Source organism: Streptomyces sp. NPDC002306 (genome assembly GCF_053593435.1).
In genome coordinates this window covers 41,716-58,502 of the sequence record NZ_JBSFCK010000004.1, presented here as the reverse complement: position 1 = coordinate 58,502, position 16,787 = coordinate 41,716, and the positions used below count along the sequence as shown (strand labels likewise).

Genomic DNA, 16,787 nt, shown 5'->3' with positions numbered 1-16,787 from the left:
GACGTCATCGCTCGTGGCTTCGTCACCGGTTCGGAGGTCCTGGCGGGCTCTTGGGCCGGTTCTTGGCGGGCTCGCTCGGCGGCGCGTACGGGAGGCGGAGTTCGAAGAGCGCGCCGCCCGAGGGCGCCTCGCCGGCGGTGAGCGAACCGTCGTGGCGGCGTGCGATGTCGCGGGCGATGGCCAGACCGAGGCCCGCGCCGCCGTCGTCCCGGGTGCGCGCGTCGTCCAGGCGTACGAACCGCTGGAAGACCCGTTCTCGTTCGGTGGCCGGTATGCCGTCGCCGTCGTCCGCGACGGTGAGCACGACGCGGTCGCCCCGCCGTTGTACGCGTACGGCCACGGCGGTGCGCGCGTGCCGTTGCGCGTTGTCGAGGAGATTGCCGATCACCCGGGCCAACTGGTGGCGAGAGCCGGCCACTTCGCATCCTTCGCCAGCGCCAGCGCCAGCGCCAGCGCCTTCGCCTTCGCAGGCGTCGGCGTCGACGGACACGGGCGTGCGGTCGGCGGGACGGCGCTCCACCTCCTCGCGGACCAGCTCGGCCAGGTCGACCCGCCCCTGCGCGGGCCGCTGCCCGGCGTCGAGCCGGGCGAGCAGCAACAGGTCGGCCGCGAGGTGCTGCAGCCGCTCGGTGTCCTTGACCGCTCCGGGTACGTCCAGCAGGTGCGGGTGGGCCGAGCCGACCTCGAGTTGGGTGCGCAACGAGGCGATGGGGCTGCGCAGTTCGTGGGAGGCGTCGGCGACGAAACGGCGCTGGCGGTCCACGGCGGCCTCCAGCGCGGTGAGCGTCTCGTTGGTGGTGTGGGCCAGGCGGGCCACCTCGTCGTGGGAGGCGGGCTCCGGCACCCGGCGGGAGAGGTCCTCGGAGGCGGTGATGGCCGCCATCTCCCGCCGGATGCCCTCCACCGGGGCGAGCGCGCGCCGCGTCACCAGCCAGGTGACGCCGCCGACGACCAGCAGCACCAGCGGCAGTCCCGCCAGCATCGCCGTCCCGGTGCTGCGGACGGCACTCTCGCGCGCCGCCAGCGAGGCGCCCGCGTGGACGAGCACGGTTCGGCCGCCGAGATCGGTGGCCTTGATGGTGGCGAAGCGGTACGGGGCACTGTGCCCGTCGACCACCGCGCGCCCGGAGCTCTCCTGGACGGTGTCGCCGATGGTGCCGATGGCCGGGTCGTCCGTGCGGGGCGTCGCGCCGTCGTCCGAACCGTGGTCGTCGGAGCCGCTGCCGTGTGAACCGTGGCTGTCCGAACCGCTGTCGTCCGTTCCGCTGTCGTCTGTTCCGTGGGCGCCCGAGCCTCCGTCGTCCGAGCCTCCGTCGTCCGTTCCGCTGTCGTCGCTCGCGCGGTCCCGGCTCCCGCCCCCGCCATGCCCGCTGTCGTCGTCGGCCCTCTCGTCGTCCCGGTCGGCCATGGGGGAGGGACGTGGGTTCGGGCCCCCGGACGCGGACATGGGCCGGGGAGGTGAGGTGGGGGCGGGCGAGGAAGCGGGGGCAGCGGGAACAGACGGCACACGCACGGCACTCACCCCGGTGCCGCTGATGCTCTGCAGCCCCCGGCCCACCGCCAGCAGCCTGCCGTCCTCGTCCGTCACCTGCACCGGAACCCCTGTCCGCGCCCCTTCCGGCAGCGGCAGCCGGGTGCCGCCACCGGGCCAGGTGGCGACGCCGAGGGCGATTCTGCGGGCCGTCTCGTTGGCCTGGTTCTGCGCCTGCTGGGTGAGGTTGGTGTGCAGCGACATCAGCACCGCGAGCCCGGCGGCCACCAGCGCGACGCTCACCACGGCGGTCGCCCCCAGGACCATCGTGGCCTTCACGGAGCCCAGCAGCCGCCGCCTCACGGAGTCACCATCCGGTAGCCGGCGCCGCGCACGGTCTGGATCGTCTCCGTGCCGAGTTTCCGGCGCAGCGTGCTGACATAGACCTCGACGATGTTCGGGTCGCCGTCGTAGGCGAAGTCCCAGACGTGCTCGAGGATCTCGGGCTTGCCGACCACCTGTCCGGCCCGTGTCGCGAGCTGTTCGAGTACGGCGAACTCCTTCGCGGTGAGCGCGACTTCCTCCTCGTCCCGGCACACCCGGCGGGCTGCCCTGTCGACGACGAGCCCCCCGACGCGCAGTACCGGTGACGCGCCCGCTGTGCCGCGCCGGCGCAGCAGCGCCTTCACGCGCGCCACCAGCACGACGTACGAGAACGGCTTCGTCAGGTAGTCGTCGGCCCCGGTGTCCAGGCCCTCCGCCTCGTCGTACTCGCCGTCCTTGGCCGTGAGCATCAGGATCGGCACGTCGTGGCCGGCGGCGCGCAGAGCCGCGCAGACGCGGTAGCCGTTGAGACCCGGCAGCATGATGTCGAGCAGCACCAGGTCGTGGACGCCCTCGGCGGCCCGGTGGAGCCCCTCGTTCCCGTCGTGGACGACGTCCACGGCGAAGCCCTCGGCCCGCAGGCCCTTCGCCAGCGAGAGCGCGAGCCGCTTCTCGTCCTCCACGATCAACAGGCGCATGTGTCCAGCCTCCCAAACGGAACCTGAAGGAGTCTTCAGGTGGCTTCAGGTCCCCTTCAGCTTCCCCCGCGCACATTGGGGTCACCGAACAGCCAGGACAAGGATCCGACACAGGCCGGGCGACTGCCGGGCCGGGGAGGCTCATCATGAAGCGCACCGCAGTCATCGCCACCGCTTTCGGCGCCGCCGTCATCATCGGTGGCGGGAGTTACTCGGCGCTCGCCTCGGGGGGCGGCGACCGGCACGGCGGCGGCCTCGAGGATCGGCCGGCGGTGACGGCGTCACCCTCGCCCTCGGGATCGTCGGTGACGGCGGCGCCCTCGGCGTCGGGATCGCTGCTCACCGCCGCCCAGGCGGCGGCCGCCGCGCGGAAGACGTACCCGGGTACCGTCGTCAAGGTCGACCTCGACGACGACCACCCGGGCTACTGGGAGGTGTACATCGTCGGCGCCGACCAGGTCCGCCGCGAACTCCGTGTCGACGCCCGCACGGGCGCCGTCACCGTGGACCGGCGCGGTGGTGACGACCTCCCGGGAGACGATCACCGTGGGCACACCGGGGGAGACGACCGAGGCCGCGAAACCCGTGGACAGGACGACCAGTCGGGGGACGACCACGGCGTGCACGCCGAAGGGGAGGATGACCACGTAGGTGAGCACCACGGCGGTGAGCACCACGGCGGTGACGACAACGGCCGTGGCCGTGACCGGGGTCGCGAGGGCCACGGCGGCGACGATCGGTCCTGAGATCGGATCGAGCGTCGGAGCCGGCCGGCTGCCTCAGGCATCGCCCACGGGCGCGCCAGGTTCCTGATCGCGTCGTGGCCAGGACGTGCCGAGGTCCCGACGCATGGCGACCTGTGCTTCCTCGGTCGCCGCGAGATAGTCGCGCGTTCGGCGGCGGAACTCCGGGTCGCGCGTGGTGACCCCCGTCGAGACGAGGTCGCGGAGGTCACGGACCTTCCAGAAGGCCTGATTGGTGGGGTCCATCACCTCCCATGGAGCGATCAACGCGAGTTCGTAGCGCAGCGGGTACACGTTGCTGGCCACGAACACCTCATGGGCCGCGGTCCGTGCGTCCTCCGCCGGGCGACCGTCGCGCGCCGTCTCGTGCAGCCGCGTGTACGCGTCCGACAGCGCTCCCATGAACGCCGCGTACGCCTGCCGACGCGTGTCCTGGTTGAGTGCCGCACGGTCACGGCGCCAGCGAAGCCGGTCGGCGAGCAGGGTGGAACCGACGCCGATCGCGGCACCGGTCAGTGTGTTCAGCGGGGCCAACCAGTCCATGGACGGGACCTTATGGGGAGGCCGCCCGGCGCGGAAAGGCACCAGCGACCGACCACCCGCTCAACTGCCCCACTGAGTTACTCGGCCATGTTCAGGCACAGCCCGGAACCAACGCCCCTCGACAGGTGAGTTGCCGAAATGAATGAACGGAGGAAATCCACACCCGACGGCATGGAAGAGCGGACCAGGGGCACACGGTTGCTCGGAGGTTGATAACTATGGTTCCCCTGCTTCTCGTTCTTCTGCTCGCGGTCATTCTGTTCGGCGCCGGTTTCGCGGTCAAGATTCTCTGGTGGGTCGCGATCGCCGTGCTGGTGCTGTGGCTGGTGGGGTTCGTCGCCCGCCCGAGGGGCGGTACCGGTCGCTGGTACCGCTGGTAGCGGCACCCTCGTCGGGATATCCGGCAATCCGGGCCCACCCCTTTCCTCGGGGTGGGCCCCGCCGTCGTATCCACGGAAAACCGGAATGCGACGGCGGATTCCTTTTCCCGCCGCAGCCCGATGATTTTGCCGCTTCCGGGTACGCGAAAGGCAACCGGGGTGGTGCCGTGACGCAGTCGGGAATCGGTTGCCTCCACCGATCGGCGGCCACCCCGGCCTGCGATCGGATGGGCGGCGACGCGGGACACCGTCGAGGCCGGGCCCGGCGTCAGGCGAGCAGGAGGGGGAGGGTGGCCGTAAGGCGTTTGCCGACAGTCTCCTGGCGTGCGGTGAACTTCTCGACGACGGCCATGACGATCTCCAGGCCGTGCTGGCCGATCCGCCCGGGATCCGCCGCTCGGGCGGCGGGAAGTACCGGGTCGCTGTCCCAGACCTCGATCTCCACGACGGCGTCCACCAGACGCAGGCAGAGCAGCGCCGGGCCGTGCGCGTACTTGTAGGCGTTGGTGACGAGTTCGCTCACCACGAGCTGCGCCAGGTCCATGGCCCGCGCGGTGACCGCGATGCCGTGCTCGGTCCGCAGCCGGGTGAGGAAGTCGACCGTGAGACGACGTGCTTCGGCGATCGAGCTGCTGTCGTTCTCGAGGGCCGCGGTGAATTCGACAGGGTCGGGACCCGGTCCGGAAGAACCCTCCATGACCCTGTCGGGGTCCATCCACACCACTGCCCCTCCGTGTTGCCCCAGCGCACCGATACCCCCGCCGCACCCTTCCACACTCTCGCACAGACTTTCTGTGCAAAGGCCAGTGACAGGCGTCAGCCCTAGGATGGCTGGGCAGTGACAGACAAGCACCGAGCAGACCGTGACCGAGGGCGGCAGAGGCATAACTGTGGCAGACATCCCGAACACGACGGGGCACGGTGGGCTGTCGGTCGACCGCCACACCACCGAGGGCGTCACGGTCGTCACCCCTCACGGCGAGGTGGACTTCCAGGCCGCCCCCGCTCTCCAGGCCGCCCTGCCCCCGACCGCCCCGGTGCCCCGACCCTGCATCGTGGTCGACCTCGGCGACGTCACCTTCATGGACTCCAGCGGCATCAACGTCCTCATCACCGCGCACCGGGCTCTCCCCGAGCCGGGCTGGCTACGCCTGGCGGCCGCCCGCAGCGCCGTCCTGCGCACGCTCGAACTCGTGGGCCTCGACTCCGTCATGCCGGTCTATCCCACCCTCGACGACGCCCTCGCCGACGCGGCGGACTGCGACACCGCGCCTCCCGGCACGGCGTGACCGCGCCGCCCCTCGGGGCGGTGGCTACGTTCCCGCGTGACGCGGCGGAAGGCCCATGGGGTTGGGGAAGGGGATGGTGCCGGAGGCCAGGATCTGGTCGGCCGGCGGGGCGAGCAGGCGAAGCACCCGGGCGGCCTCGGTCCGGGTCAGGGCGCGGTAGGGCCGGACGGCGAGGTCGTCGGTGCGGGCCTCGATGTGGGCACGCAGGGCGCGGCCCTCGGCGGTGAGGCGTGCGCTGTTCTCCAGCAGGCCGCGCCCGGTGAGCCGGTCCACGGCCGCCTGCCAGTCGTCCTCGGACCAGCCGCGGTTGTCCCGCAGGGTCGCCGCGGGCACGTTCTCGCTCACGGCGAAGAGGACGTGGGCCTCGCAGCCGTCCAGGCCCTCGGCGGTCAGCACGGCGACGTGGCCGTCACCGCGGTGCTCGCGCAGTGCCGTGGCGGCCTGCCAGAGGGCGGTGACCGGGTCGTCGGGCGCGGGCAGGCCGCGGTTGGCGGCGAACAGGGGTCGCCCCGAGCCGTCCGCGGCGGCGACGGTCCGCGCCAGCAACGGGACGAGGTCTGCCGTCACCCGCTCCGTCGCCGGCGCCACGCGGCGCAGTGCCGCGGTGGCCGCTCCGGCGCGGGCGCCGAGCACCGCCTCCGGCGTGGCGTATGCCCACGCTTCGGGGATGGCGCGTCGCACCATGGCGGGGTGGAAGTTGAAGAAGGCCGCCTCCACCACCCCTGCCGTGACCGCTCCCAACGGCGCCGCCCGGCCCGCGAAGTAGCCCGTCCAGAAGCCGCGCAAACCGACCCGGCGGAGGGCCTCGCGACTCTCGGCGGCGAAGTACGTCACCGCGTGCAGGGGTTCCAAGACCCGCCAGACCGTACGGGCGAATGCCGTGTCCACGCGTGTCAGTCTCGCAGACGGCCCGCACCGGGGTGGCGGGTGCCGCCACGGAGCCGGACGGGCTCGGGCGGGCGGCCCGTCACGCGGCCGGGTCCGGCGGTCGCCCCGCGCACCTGAGGCCGCCCGCGGAGGCGTCTGTCGACCAGGTCGCCTCGGACGCGGACCACCGGCTTCAGGGTTCCGGCAGAGGACGCCAAGGCCGACTGCGACGTCACCCGGGGACCCGAGGGGCCGCGGGCGGAGCGGGTCGTCGGCCGGTAGCGCGTCGCGGGCGGCCCAGGGCGGCGGCCTTGCCCGTCGCACCAGGCCACCCCAGGTGAGGGCGGCCGCGATCGCCGACGGAGTGGCTTGTTACCTTCTTGACCGACCCTCGCAGGCGGCGGTCGGTGACTTGGAGGGTTCTGATGGGAGAAGCTGCGCCGCTGGATCTGGTCGGGGTGGACGCGGAGGCGGAGCAGGCCTACCGCCACCTGCTGGCCCGCGGTGGCGGGACCGTCGACGACGTGATGGCGGCGCTCGGAGTGACCTACCCCAAAGGGCTGGCACTGCTCGAACGGTTGCACCGGTTCGGGCTGGTCAGCCGTCGCACGTCGGGGGAGTTCCTCACCGTGGACCCCCGGCACGCGCTGCGGGCGCTGGTGGAGTCACGCGAACGGCAACTGGCCTCCGTGCGCGACGCGGCGGGTCCCCTCGGCGCGATCTTCGACACCGCGAAAAGGGCCAGGAACGGCGGCCATGGGACCCTTGTGATCAGCGGTCCGGAGGCGGTCGGCGACCGCTACTACCGGTTGAAGCAGGCCGCGCGCGCCGAGATCCGCGCCTTGGACCGTCCTCCGTTCCTGCTGGCCCCCAACAGTCCGCTCGACGAGGCGGCGGTGGGACGAGGTGTCCGGGTGCGCGCCGTCTACGCGGCGGCCAGCTTCGTCGCGGACGGCAGCCGGCAGGAGATCGGCAGCCTGGTGTCGCGCGGCGAGGAGGCCAGGATCACACCGACGCTGCCGATCAAGCTGGCCATGGCCGACCGTTCGGCCGCGATGGTGTCCCTGAGTCTGTCCGACGGCGACAACGAGTGCCTCTACACCGAGGCGCCCCCGCTGCTGGAGGCACTCGCGGAACTCTTCGAGCGCTACTGGTCGGCCGCGTCCCCACTGGCGGGCACGCCGGGGCCGGGCGAGCAGGTGCCGCTGCCGGCCCGTGCCCTGGACGAGGACCGCGACCCCACCGACGAGGAGCGGAATCTCCTCGCGTTGTTCGCGGCCGGAGTCAAGGACGAGGCGATCGCCCGCCAGTTCGGAATCTCGTCGAGGACGCTGCGCAGGCGCATCCAGGATCTCTACGCGGAACTGGGAACGACCAGCCGTTTCGGCGCGGGCGTCGCCGCGGCGCGCCGAAACTGGGTCTGAGCGCTCGGAGGGCGTCACCCGCTCGGCGTCGCCTCCGGACGGCGGCGACGGACGCGCCTTCTCGGCGTGGCGGTCAGGACAGGATCTCGACGTACCCGTCGGTGCCGTGCACGCGGATCCGCTGCCCGTCCCGGATCAGCCGGGTGGCCCGCTCCACGCCCACGACGGCAGGCAGGCCGTACTCCCGGGCGATCACCGCGCCATGGGTCATCAGGCCGCCCACCTCCGTCACCAGGCCCGCGATGCCGACGAACAGCGGTGACCAGCTGGGGTCCGTGAAGGTCGTGACCAGGATGTCGCCCGCTTCGAGGTCGGCCTCCGCCATGTCGAGGATGACGCGGGCCCTGCCTTCGACGGTCCCGGCGGAAACCGGTAGACCGGTCAGGGCGCCGGCGGGTACGTCGTCGCGCCGGTACGCTCCCGTGACGGCCTCACCCTCCGATGTGAGCACCCGGGGCGGGGTGAGCGCGCGGTACGCCCGGAACGCCTCCTTGCGCCGCTGGATGAGCTGGTCGTCCACCTGTCGCGAGCGCACGACGTCGTGGAACTCCTGGAACGTGAGGTGGAAGACGTCCTCCTTCTCAGCGAGCACGCCGGCCCGCACGAGGCGCTCGGCCTCCTCCAGCAGGGCCCGCTTGTAGACGAAGTAGCGGCTCACGATGCCGTACTTCGGGTACTCCCGGTACCCGATGAAGGCCCTGACCTGGTCGATCATCCGCTTGGTCGCGTCGGCCCTGCCTTCCCCGTCCGGCAGGGCCCGCAAGCGTGACAGCACGTCCTGTTCCTTCTCCCGCGCCTTCCGCCGCCCCTGCTCGAAGCGTCGCTCGGCGGCGCCCGGCTCGAAGTTCCTGACGTTGTCGAGGATCACGGGCACGAGTGTGCCGGGGCGCTCGCGCCACCGTGGCCTCGTGATGTCGATCTCGCCGACGCACCGCATGCCGTACCGGTCGAGGTAGGCCTCGATGGCGTCGCGCGCCTCGGTGCCGCCCGCGAGCTTCGCGAGCTCGTCCAGGAAGTCCTCGTACTCGATGTGCTCGACGTGCTCGACGCCCCGCAGGAACGCCACCACCTCCGAGCGCGGGCGGATCACGTCCGCGACGTCGAGCAGCGCCAGTCCCATCTCGGACGTGATGTTGTCGGGGGCGGACAGCGTGAGCGTGTCCGCCGCGTTCTTCTCGCCCAGCCACTCCCGCAGCTTGTCGTTGAGCCACCAGGTGGCTTCCATCCCCGCCATGATCGCCCGCATGTTCAGCGGATCACCGAGGACTCGCTTGTGCTCCTCGAAGGCATCCAGCAGGAAGTCGAACAGCGCCGGTCCGGTCTTCGTCCGGATGTCGCGCTCCAGGGCGGCGACGGACACCTGGCTGCGCTCGATCAGCTCGCCGACGATGGCCGGATCGGCCTCGACCGGGACGGACGCACCGTCGACCGGCGGCCCCCCGGCGGCCGATCCCTGTGGCCCCCCGGGACTCGCCGCGTCCGGGACCGACGGGACGAAGTCCTCGCGGTCGAGGACGGTCTCCAGAGCGTTCCTGACCAGCGGATCGCCCTTCCCCATGACGTCCAGGAGCGCGGCGCGGCTCGCGGGGGAGGCCAGGCGCCGGGTGACGTCGACGAACAGCCTGCCGCCCGCTTCGTGCATGGGCACCATGGCCGTGAGCCGCCACATGGAGTGGCCCAGGGGCTTCATGGCGTCCGTCATCATCTGCTGATGGCCGACGGAGACGTAGACGTGGTTCTCCTGGTCGCCGGCTGCGGGAACGGGGAACAGCGTCGTGACGGGCCGGCTCTGCACGATCTGGAAACCGTCGTCGACCAGGCACCATTCGATGTCCTGCGGACGGCCGAAGTGTGCTTCGATCCGCCGGCCGAGCTCCACGAGCCGCACCACCTGCGCGTCCGTCAGTGCCGGTTGCTCCTGCCGTCGCGGCTCGATCGCCACCTCCCGCGTACCGCCGGTCGGCACGGCGTGCACGGCGCGCTGTTTGGCGGCGATCGTCCTGGCGACGACTTCGCCGTGTCGCACCTTGAAGACGTCCGGGTTCACCATGCCGGAGACCAGGGCCTCGCCGAGTCCGAAGCCGGCGTCCACGGTGGCGACCTTCCGGTTGCCGGTGACGGGGTCGGCCGTGAACAGGACGCCGGCCGCCTGCGGGAAGGCCATCCGCTGCACGACCACGGCCATGTGGACCGTACGGTGGTCGATGCCGTTCCGCTGACGGTAGGTCACCGCCCGTTCGGTGAACAGTGAGGCCCAGCACCGGCTGACGTGCCGGAGGACCGCCGTCGGCCCCACGACGTTCAGGTACGTGTCCTGCTGGCCGGCGAAGGAGGCCGTCGGCAGGTCCTCGGCCGTCGCGCTGGATCGGACGGCGTAGGCGGCTCGCTCGTCGAACTCGGAGAGCGCGCGGGTGATCGCCGCCGCGAGGTCGCCCGGGATGGCGATTCCCTCGATGGTCGCGCGGATCTGTGCGCTGAACGTCCGGATCGCCTCCCGGTCGTCCGGGCTCGAGCGCGACAGTCGATCGAGCTGATCCTCGATCGACGGCCCTTCGGCCATGATCCGCCGGAAGGCGTCCGTCGTGACGCAAAAGCCGCCCGGCACGTGGATGCCCTCGATCCGCGACAGCCCGCCGAGGTGCGCGCCCTTGCCGCCGACGACCGCTCCCTGCCCCTCGTCGACCGCTTGAAGATCCAAAACGTACTGCTCGGTCACTGCGTTGCCTCCAAGGCGGCCGTGCTCCGTTGCCCGCGCCGGCCGCTCGCGTCGCCGGCGCCTTCCACTCTGTCGACCTTCTTTGCCGGGTACGTCCTCAGCCCCGGCCGTCTTCCCGTTCCCGCCGACGGGTCGAGATTCTGCGCCACCCCCCGGGCCTTGCCGCAAGCCCCCCGGTGCGCTATACCTTAGGAGCGGCAAGGAGAGGGCTCTCCTTGCCTTTCTCTTTTTCCGCCCCATGGAACCGGCACGCTTCTCGCGAAGCGATGGCGCGTCGCGTACGGGCACGCGTCGTCGGCCCAGGCGGATGGCCGAGCGGCCGCGGATGCACCCCGGCCGAGGTCACCGGACGAGGCCTGATCCTTATGTCCGTTTTGCCCCATCGTATTACGTGTCGCCGATGAATTGATGGCTCGTCACATTCTCTTATTCGGCCTCGATCGGGCGGCTTTCGCGATACGCCTCAGGGCGGCCCCGCCATGCCCCAATAGGGAATCGCCGCGATGGAACCGCGGCTTGTCCACTTGAGGCCATTGGCACCCAAGGGACAAGACCTCTTCTTTACAGCGGCGCAGATGAATGGCTGACTACGAACATCTTTCGCACGCCTAGCTCTTGAGGTTCCCTTGCGTACACCTCCGTCTCCCAGACGCGGGCTGACAATCGCGGTCGCCGTCCTCGTGGCACTGACGACCATCGGACCGGCCGCGTCAGCCGAGTCCCGCACCGCGCCCACCGCACCCGCCGTCTCCGCCGCCGGACGCCCGGACGTCACCGGTACCGTCACGCTGATCACGGGTGACAAGGTCGCGGTGGCCGTCAGCAACGGTCATACCACCGCGACCGTGTCCGATCCGCAGGGCAGGCCCAGCGGCGCCCATGTCATGGCGGTGGGGCCCGACACGTACGTGTATCCCGACGCGGCGCTGCCCTACATCGCGTCAGGCGTGCTCGACGAGCGGCTGTTCAACGTCAACGAACTGCTCGCGGACGGTTACGACGACAGCCACAGCGACCGGCTGCCGCTGATCGTCACCTACACCGACGCCGCCGCCCGCACCCGCAGCGCGAAGACCCCGGACGGCGCGCGGAAGACCCTGACACTGAGCAGCATCCAGGGGGCCGCGATATCCGCCGACCATGAGCGGGCGACGGACTTCTGGTCCTCCCTCACCGGCGGCGCCGCCAAGAAGGCGGGAGCCGGGCAGCCCTCCGGGCGGCTGACGGGCGGGATCGCCAAGGTGTGGCTGGACGGCAAGGCCGAGGCTGCCCTGTCCGACACCACCGCGCAGATCGGCGCGCCCGAGGTCTGGGCGGGCGGGGACACCGGTCAGGGCGTGGACGTCGCCGTGCTCGACACGGGAATCGACGCCGCGCACCCGGACTTCGCGGGGCGGATCGCCGCGTCGGAGAGCTTCGTGCCGGGCCAGGACGTCACCGACCGGCACGGTCACGGCACGCACGTCGCCTCGACGGTCGCCGGAACGGGCGCCGCGTCCGACGGCAAGGAGAAGGGCGTCGCCCCGGGCGCCTCGCTGCACATCGGCAAGGTCCTGGACAACGACGGCAGCGGCCAGGACTCCTGGATCCTGGCAGGCATGGAGTGGGCGGCCCGCGACCAGCACGCGAAGGTCGTCAGCATGAGCCTGGGCGGTGGCCCCACCGACGGCACCGACCCGCTGAGCCAGGCCGTGAACCGCCTCAGCGCCGAGACGGGGGCGCTGTTCGTCATCGCCGCCGGCAACGCCGGCCCGGAGACGTACACCGTGAGCGCCCCCGGTGCCGCGGACGCCGCGCTGACGGTCGGCGCGGTGGAGGGCCCGGGCAAGGGCGTGGACCAGCTGGCGAACTTCTCCAGCCGCGGCCCCCGCAAGGGCGACAACGCCATCAAGCCCGATCTCACCGCCCCGGGTGTCAACGTACTGGCGGCGCGCTCGCAGTACGCGCCGGAGGGTGAGGGCGCCTACCAGGCGATGAGCGGCACCTCCATGGCCACTCCCCACGTCGCCGGCGCGGCCGCGCTGCTCGCCGCCGAGCACCCGGACTGGACGGGGCAGCAGCTCAAGGACGCCCTGGTCAGCACTGTCTCGAACGGCGACAGGTACAGCCCCTTCCTGGCCGGCAACGGGCGGCTCGACGTCGCCGCCGCGGTGAAGGCCACGCTGGTCGCCTCCGGGAACGCGTTCGTGCAGGCCCACTACCCGTACACGCCGGGCCAGACCGTCCGCAAGGACGTGACGTACACCAACACCGGCGCCGAGCCGGTCACCCTGGACCTGTCCATACCCGCGGGCCTGCTGCCCGAGGGGCTGCTGACCCTCACCGACACACGGCTGACCGTGCCCGCGCACGGCACCACCACCGTCGGCGTGATCACCCACCTCGACGTGGCGCAGGACAACGCCGCCTACTCCGGCCGGCTCGTCGCCACCGGCGCCGACGGCACGATCCTCGCCCGCACGCCGATCGGTGTGAACAAGGAGGGCCAGCGGACCACGCTGTCCGTCACGGCCAAGGACCGTCGTGGGGCCGCACTGCCCGGCATCCTCATCGTGAAGGACGTCGAGCACAACACCACGCCCAAGATGTACGAGATCGACGCTTCGGGCCGCATGAGCGTGCGCCTGTCCCCGAGCACCTACTCGGCGTGGATGTACGCCGACGTGCCCGGCATCGACGGCACGCACACGCTGGGCGCCGCCGTGTTCTCCGCGCCGCAGATCGACCTGGGCACCGACCGCACCGTCCGCTTCGACGCCGCGGACCTGCGCAAGGCGGCCGCCTTCACCCCGCAGACGACCGCCAACCAGTTCATGCGCCTGGACCAGTACCGCACCAACGCCGGCCTGGTTCCGTACCTGGACAGTTACATGCCCGACTACTGGCGGTACGACAGCCTCTGGGTGACCCCGACGCCGAAGGTCACGAAGGGCACGTACGTCTTCGCCACCCGCTGGCGGCAGGTCCAGCCCCCGCTGACGTTCTCCGCCGGCTCGCAGACCTACGACGACGTAGTCGTCCAGAGCCTGTCCCCCAAGCTGCCGGAGGGTACGGGCGGCTACCGCGCCGTCTGGGCCGGTGACGGCTCGGCCGCGGAGTTCCGCAAGGTGAAGGTGCGCGGTCAGGTGGCGGTCGTCCGCCGGAGCGACACCGTGTCCGCCCCGGAGCAGGCCGCCCAGGCGGCGAAGGCCGGCGCCCGGCAGCTGCTCACCCTGAACGACGGCTACGGAAAGCTGGACCCCTGGGCGCACGAGCCCGAAGCCGCCCCGCTGCCGGTGGCCTCGCTCGGCACCGACGACAGCGCACGGCTGCTCAGCCTGCTCCGCAAGACCGGCACGACGACCCTGAAGGTGGTCTCGCACCCGTCTCCGCGCTACGTCTACGACCTGGTCCGCCACCACGACGGAGCCGTCCCCCGGGATCCGTCCTACCGGCCCGGCCGGGGCGAACTGGCCCGGATCGACGACAAGTTCCGCAACACCGAGCAGGGCATGGTCGTCCAGTACCGCGAGGACGTGAACGCCCTGTGGCCCGCGACCCTGAGAAGCGAGGTGACGCAGGTCCAGGCCCAGGGCACGCTGACGTCCTGGGTCACGGCGGGCGTCGGCTGGGTCTCCTCCGCCAGCATGTCCGACCTCTTCGAGGGCGGCGCGGCGCGCTCGTACAAGCCGGGCAGCACCACCGAGGAGACCTGGTTCGCCCCGATCCAGCACCCGCGGCTGCTGAGTGACGGCATCCGCTGGCAGGCCCCGTACCGAACCGGCGACATCATCAACACGTCCGTGTTGCTCGCCTGGGGGGACTCCGACCGTCACGAGGGCACCGCCTGGATCGACGGCGGATCGACGAAGCTCTCGCTCTACCAGGGCGACCAGCTGCTCGCCCAGGACTTCGACGAGCACATCCTGTCCGCCGAGGGGCTGTCGCAGGACCCGCTGCCGTACCGGATCGTCGTGGAGGGCCGGCGGAACGTGCCGAACCGCCCGTACTCGACCCGCACACGCACCGAGTGGGGCTTCACCTCCAGCACGAACACGCAGGACTACACGGCCATCACGCCGCTCCCGGTGGTGCAGCTCGACTACGCGGTGCCCACCGACCTGTCCGGAAAGGCGCACCGGCGGACCGGGCTGACGGTCACCCCGTCCCACCTGAAGGGCGCGGCGGGCGCGGGAGCGATCCGCACGGTGACCCTGGAGGTCTCCTACGACGACGGCGTCACCTGGCACCGGACCACGCTGCGCCACAAGGGCGCGGACTGGACGGCGTCGCTGAACGCGCCGCACAAGTCCCGGTTCGCGAGCCTGCGCACGACGGCGAAGGACGCCAAGGGGAACAGCGTGAGCCAGACCCTGATCCGCGCCTTCGGCCTCAAGTAGGCCCGTCGGCCCCGGCAACCGGGAATCGCGCGGTCCCGTTGCCGGGGCCAAACAACACTGCTCGGCCTGGGAGTTGTTCGAGCGCCCAGGGCGATCGTCGGGCCCGTCCACCGAAGTGGACGGGCCCGACGGCCGTGCGGAGCGCGTCAGCGCACGTGGATCGTCACCGTGACGGTCTTGAGGACCGCGGGCAGCTTGGTGGTGTCGACCTTCAGGATCTCGCCGTTGTCCTCCTGTCCCGTGGGCGGCAGCACCTTCTGGTGCACGGTCCATCTGCCGTCCGGGTCCACGGCGATGGTGTCGATGCCGAAGTCGTCGTCGTTGGACAGGTACAGCGTCCTGCCGCCGTCCGTGGTGGCGATGCCCTCGACCTTGTCGTGGCCGAAGAACGCGCCACTGGGGTCGAGTTGACTCACCAGCATGCCGACGTTGACGTACGGCTGCTTCTGCGCGACATGGACGCCGGCATTGGTGAGCGCGGTCAGCGCCGCGTTGGTGCCGGCCGTGCCGACGAGAGCCTCGGGTGACTTGCCGCCGACGGTCAGGCCGCTGACGTCGGTGGCGCCGTTGATGTCGACCTCGTACAGGGTCTTCTGGGCGAACGGCTCGAAGTTGCCGTCACGCTCGTCGATGAGGAACCTCGTGCCGGACAGCGCGGTGATCTCGCTGTTGGCGTCGCCCGTGGTCGCCGGGTTGTCCAGCAGGTACAGGTACTGCTTGGACTCGTACGTGCGCAGGTCCAGCGTGACGATACGGGTGGCCGCGACGTTGGCCGCCTTCGTGCCGCCGAGATCCGGCTGCTGCAACGCGGCCTGCATGACGCCCACCAGGGTCGAACCGTCGGGCGTGACCGTCAGGCCTTCCATGCCCTTGTTCTTCGCCCGGCCGGCGAGCTCGGCCGGAAGGTATCCGAGGATCTTGTGGAAGGCGTTGTCCGGGCTGTTCCGGTACGGGGTCAGCCGGCCCAGCTCGTAGCCGTGGGCGTCGAAGTGCGTGATGTACGGGCCGTACTCGTCCGACACCCAGAACGTGCCGTCCGGCAGCGCCACCAGACCCTCGGAGTCGTAACCGTACGGGTCCCTGGTCACGGGTGTGGGGGTACCGCCGTTGGCGTTCGTCGCGTCGACATCGTTGATCGTCTCGGCGGTGTCGTGGGGCGGACGGCCGCTGTACTTCACGCCGCCGAGGCTCCTCGGCCCCTTCAGGGTGACCTTCCTGATGAGCTCGGCCCTGCCGTCGACGAGCCTGAACTCGCCGATCATGGGCGTGAAGTCGAGGACCATCTCGGACTTGTTGCCGTCGGGACCGTCGGCGTTCGGGCCGCGGTCGGTGAGACCGTAGAAGTGGCCCGACCTGCCCGGCACCGCGGTGAGCGACGAGCCGAAGCCCGCACCGGAGATCTTGGTGGTGGTGCCGCCGGGGCCGGCGACCTCCTTGAGCGGCGGGATGGGAGTCCCGTTCGCCTGGGCGTTCTTGAACAGTTGCACGGCGTCGGTCGTCGTGTAGGTGAAGGTGTCCGTGCCCGTGAAGCCGGACTTCGGGGTGTACGAGAACGTACCGTCGGCGTCGACCGTCACCTGTCCGTTGGCCGGGGCGGTGTGCCGCACGACCGCGGTCGCGTTGTGATCGTTGCGCAGGACGTCCCCGGTCACCGTGCCATGGCCGGAGAAGGTGTCGGAGACCGCGCGGAAGTCGTGCGACGGGGCCCAGAGCCAGCCACCGGCCTGAGCCGCGACGGTGCCTGCGCCCACCACCGCGACGGTGACGCCGATGGCGAGGGATATCCGGGTGCGTTTGCGGGAGAAGGCTCTTGAAGTCACAGGGCAGAACCTCTCGGTCGCCGGTGAATTCGGCGAGGATCTTTGGTGAATCCTCGGCCCCCAAAGCGTCGGTTCCCCGGAATCGGACAAGGAGTTCGAAGCCCAGCTGACCGCCGGCACCGTGGACCCGGTC

General features: G+C 71.2%; 12 protein-coding genes. 5 read left to right on the top strand and 7 right to left on the bottom strand.

The features are described from left to right. Positions 1-22: 22 nt before the first annotated feature. Positions 23-1,834: a sensor histidine kinase gene (locus ACWCQK_RS10475; RefSeq protein WP_451154039.1), complete on the bottom strand. Its 1,812-nt coding sequence runs from the start codon at positions 1,832-1,834 to the stop codon at positions 23-25. Next, positions 1,831-2,493: a response regulator transcription factor gene (locus ACWCQK_RS10470; protein WP_451154037.1), complete on the bottom strand. Its 663-nt coding sequence runs from the start codon at positions 2,491-2,493 to the stop codon at positions 1,831-1,833. The genes ACWCQK_RS10475 and ACWCQK_RS10470 overlap by 4 nt, the downstream gene beginning before the upstream one ends. Before the next feature lie 146 nt (positions 2,494-2,639). Between ACWCQK_RS10470 and ACWCQK_RS10465 the strand changes: the two genes are divergently transcribed. Then, the gene (locus ACWCQK_RS10465; RefSeq protein ID WP_451154035.1) at positions 2,640-3,239 is read left to right on the top strand and encodes a PepSY domain-containing protein; all 600 of its coding nucleotides are present in this window, start codon (positions 2,640-2,642) and stop codon (positions 3,237-3,239) included. Positions 3,240-3,272: 33 nt separating this feature from the next. Here ACWCQK_RS10465 and ACWCQK_RS10460 read toward each other — a convergent pair whose 3' ends face one another. After that, a complete protein-coding gene (locus tag ACWCQK_RS10460) occupies positions 3,273-3,779 on the bottom strand; it encodes a hypothetical protein (RefSeq protein WP_451154033.1) in 507 nt (168 codons plus the stop codon). A 218-nt stretch (positions 3,780-3,997) separates the two neighbouring features. On the opposite strand from ACWCQK_RS10460, the gene ACWCQK_RS10455 reads away from it, so the two are divergent. Then, on the top strand, positions 3,998-4,159 hold the full coding sequence (locus tag ACWCQK_RS10455) for a hydrophobic protein (RefSeq protein WP_451154031.1): 162 nt from the start codon (positions 3,998-4,000) through the stop codon (positions 4,157-4,159). A gap of 268 nt (positions 4,160-4,427) precedes the next feature. Here the strand turns inward: ACWCQK_RS10455 and ACWCQK_RS10450 are convergent, their stop codons facing one another. After that, positions 4,428-4,874, bottom strand: a complete 447-nt coding sequence (locus tag ACWCQK_RS10450) for an ATP-binding protein (protein WP_451154029.1) — start codon at positions 4,872-4,874, stop codon at positions 4,428-4,430. A 175-nt stretch (positions 4,875-5,049) separates the two neighbouring features. On the opposite strand from ACWCQK_RS10450, the gene ACWCQK_RS10445 reads away from it, so the two are divergent. Next, positions 5,050-5,448, top strand: a complete 399-nt coding sequence (locus ACWCQK_RS10445) for an STAS domain-containing protein (protein ID WP_451154027.1) — start codon at positions 5,050-5,052, stop codon at positions 5,446-5,448. A gap of 24 nt (positions 5,449-5,472) precedes the next feature. Here ACWCQK_RS10445 and ACWCQK_RS10440 read toward each other — a convergent pair whose 3' ends face one another. After that, positions 5,473-6,336, bottom strand: coding sequence for an SCO6745 family protein (locus ACWCQK_RS10440; RefSeq protein ID WP_451154025.1), 864 nt, complete (start codon positions 6,334-6,336; stop codon positions 5,473-5,475). 404 nt (positions 6,337-6,740) lie between these two features. Between ACWCQK_RS10440 and ACWCQK_RS10435 the strand changes: the two genes are divergently transcribed. Next, positions 6,741-7,739: a LuxR family transcriptional regulator gene (locus ACWCQK_RS10435; RefSeq protein WP_451154023.1), complete on the top strand. Its 999-nt coding sequence runs from the start codon at positions 6,741-6,743 to the stop codon at positions 7,737-7,739. Between the two features lie 73 nt (positions 7,740-7,812). On the opposite strand, the gene rph is transcribed toward ACWCQK_RS10435, so the two are convergent. Beyond that, on the bottom strand, positions 7,813-10,455 hold the full coding sequence (rph, locus tag ACWCQK_RS10430) for a rifamycin-inactivating phosphotransferase (protein ID WP_451154021.1): 2,643 nt from the start codon (positions 10,453-10,455) through the stop codon (positions 7,813-7,815). Positions 10,456-11,135: 680 nt separating this feature from the next. Between rph and ACWCQK_RS10425 the strand changes: the two genes are divergently transcribed. Then, positions 11,136-14,834, top strand: a complete 3,699-nt coding sequence (locus tag ACWCQK_RS10425) for a S8 family serine peptidase (RefSeq protein WP_451154019.1) — start codon at positions 11,136-11,138, stop codon at positions 14,832-14,834. Between the two features lie 146 nt (positions 14,835-14,980). Here the strand turns inward: ACWCQK_RS10425 and ACWCQK_RS10420 are convergent, their stop codons facing one another. After that, the gene (locus ACWCQK_RS10420) at positions 14,981-16,654 is read right to left on the bottom strand and encodes an esterase-like activity of phytase family protein (protein ID WP_451154017.1); all 1,674 of its coding nucleotides are present in this window, start codon (positions 16,652-16,654) and stop codon (positions 14,981-14,983) included. Between the last annotated feature and the right edge of the window lie 133 nt (positions 16,655-16,787).

Bases quoted from the DNA above. Each gene is read 5' to 3' on its own strand.
- ACWCQK_RS10465 (WP_451154035.1), top strand. From the start codon at position 2,640: ATGAAGCGCACCGCAGTCATCGCCACCGCTTTCGGCGCCGCCGTCATC.
- ACWCQK_RS10470 (WP_451154037.1), bottom strand. From the start codon at position 2,493: ATGCGCCTGTTGATCGTGGAGGACGAGAAGCGGCTCGCGCTCTCGCTG.
- ACWCQK_RS10455 (WP_451154031.1), top strand. From the start codon at position 3,998: ATGGTTCCCCTGCTTCTCGTTCTTCTGCTCGCGGTCATTCTGTTCGGC.
- ACWCQK_RS10450 (WP_451154029.1), bottom strand. From the start codon at position 4,874: ATGGACCCCGACAGGGTCATGGAGGGTTCTTCCGGACCGGGTCCCGAC.
- ACWCQK_RS10460 (WP_451154033.1), bottom strand. From the start codon at position 3,779: ATGGACTGGTTGGCCCCGCTGAACACACTGACCGGTGCCGCGATCGGC.
- ACWCQK_RS10435 (WP_451154023.1), top strand. From the start codon at position 6,741: ATGGGAGAAGCTGCGCCGCTGGATCTGGTCGGGGTGGACGCGGAGGCG.